Consider the following 1,140-nt stretch of genomic DNA (forward strand, 5'->3'; position numbering starts at 1 on the left):
CCCCGCCGGACAGGCGAAGCTATACAACAATGCCAGGTTGCTATACCTGAAGCACCATTTCCTCCAGTTACAAACTGGCCACATAATCAACCACAAGTTACGCTATCGCTAAACTTGCGGTATAGGTATAGCAGCTTCCGTCTTGCGAGACTACTTAATCTCCCGAAGCTTTCCCCTTACTTCCTCTACCGCCTTCTCCATTTGCTGTACCTGCTGGCGGCTGGCTTCCTGCTGCTTCACATTCAGTTCTACATTTTGCTCGAGTTGCTTCAGATCTTCTGCATTGCGCACCAGTTCTGCTTCGAGTTCAAGCTTTCGTTTCCTGTTCTTTTCTATACTTAGCTGCAGGTCGTTTGCCTGTTTTACCACGCGGTCCTGCTCCTGCTTGGTGGAACGCAGTACATCTTCCGCCTGGTTTATCTGGCGCAATACATCCTGCCGGTATACCTTACGGGCGAAGGATTTCATAAAGCCATCTGCGGCGGCATACTCTTCCGGCGTAGCCGCCTTATCCACATAGGCTACCCCCATGTCCAGCGTCCACCACACGAAGCTGCCTGTAGCATGGCTGCCCACCATAGACGTCACACGCATGGGCGACTTAGAGATGGTATCTATCACGGCTCCTTCAACTGTCAGCATCCCTTTGGATTGCTTTACCTTCCCCGCCTTTTGCCCCAGATGATCTTTCCAGTGCTTCTCCACAAACTTGGGATCCAGCTGCACGGTGAGCTGCTGCCCCCTGCGCTTTACGCCGTTCACTGTCTGCTCATTCTCCTCTACCCGCACCGTCTGCGCATTGGCCACTCCTGCAACCAGCAGCAGCACGCCCAGTACTAAACCTTTCATGCTCATACTATTAATTCAACTATACTTATGTCTGATCTGCCGTATACTTACGAAAGTAAGGATTCCATATAAAATTTCAGATATATGGATAAGATTTAATTTACCTCCGAAATGGTTTGCCTTTGGGTGCCACTACTCGTAAATTTGCAAGCTTATAGCTACACCAGCCCCATAATGAATTTAAACACGCCCAAACATTAGCACGCAATTGCATGTTGGAGACACGATGAGAGTTACTATCTGCCGAAAAGAGCATTTTAATGCTGCCCACAGGTTGCATAACCCGGCCTG

Annotated in this window: 1 protein-coding gene; it reads right to left on the minus strand. The window is 49.5% G+C overall.

Annotation, left to right across the window (positions count from 1 at the left end):
* Positions 1-150: 150 nt before the first annotated feature.
* Positions 151-849: a DNA repair ATPase gene (locus OB13_RS14525; RefSeq protein ID WP_461490891.1), complete on the minus strand. Its 699-nt coding sequence runs from the start codon at positions 847-849 to the stop codon at positions 151-153.
* Between the last annotated feature and the right edge of the window lie 291 nt (positions 850-1,140).

The organism is Pontibacter sp. HJ8 (assembly GCF_054824225.1).

What these genes read in the sequence shown, in the direction of transcription:
- OB13_RS14525 (WP_461490891.1), bottom strand. Translation starts at nt 849, where the DNA reads ATGAAAGGTTTAGTACTGGGCGTGCTGCTGCTGGTTGCAGGAGTGGCC.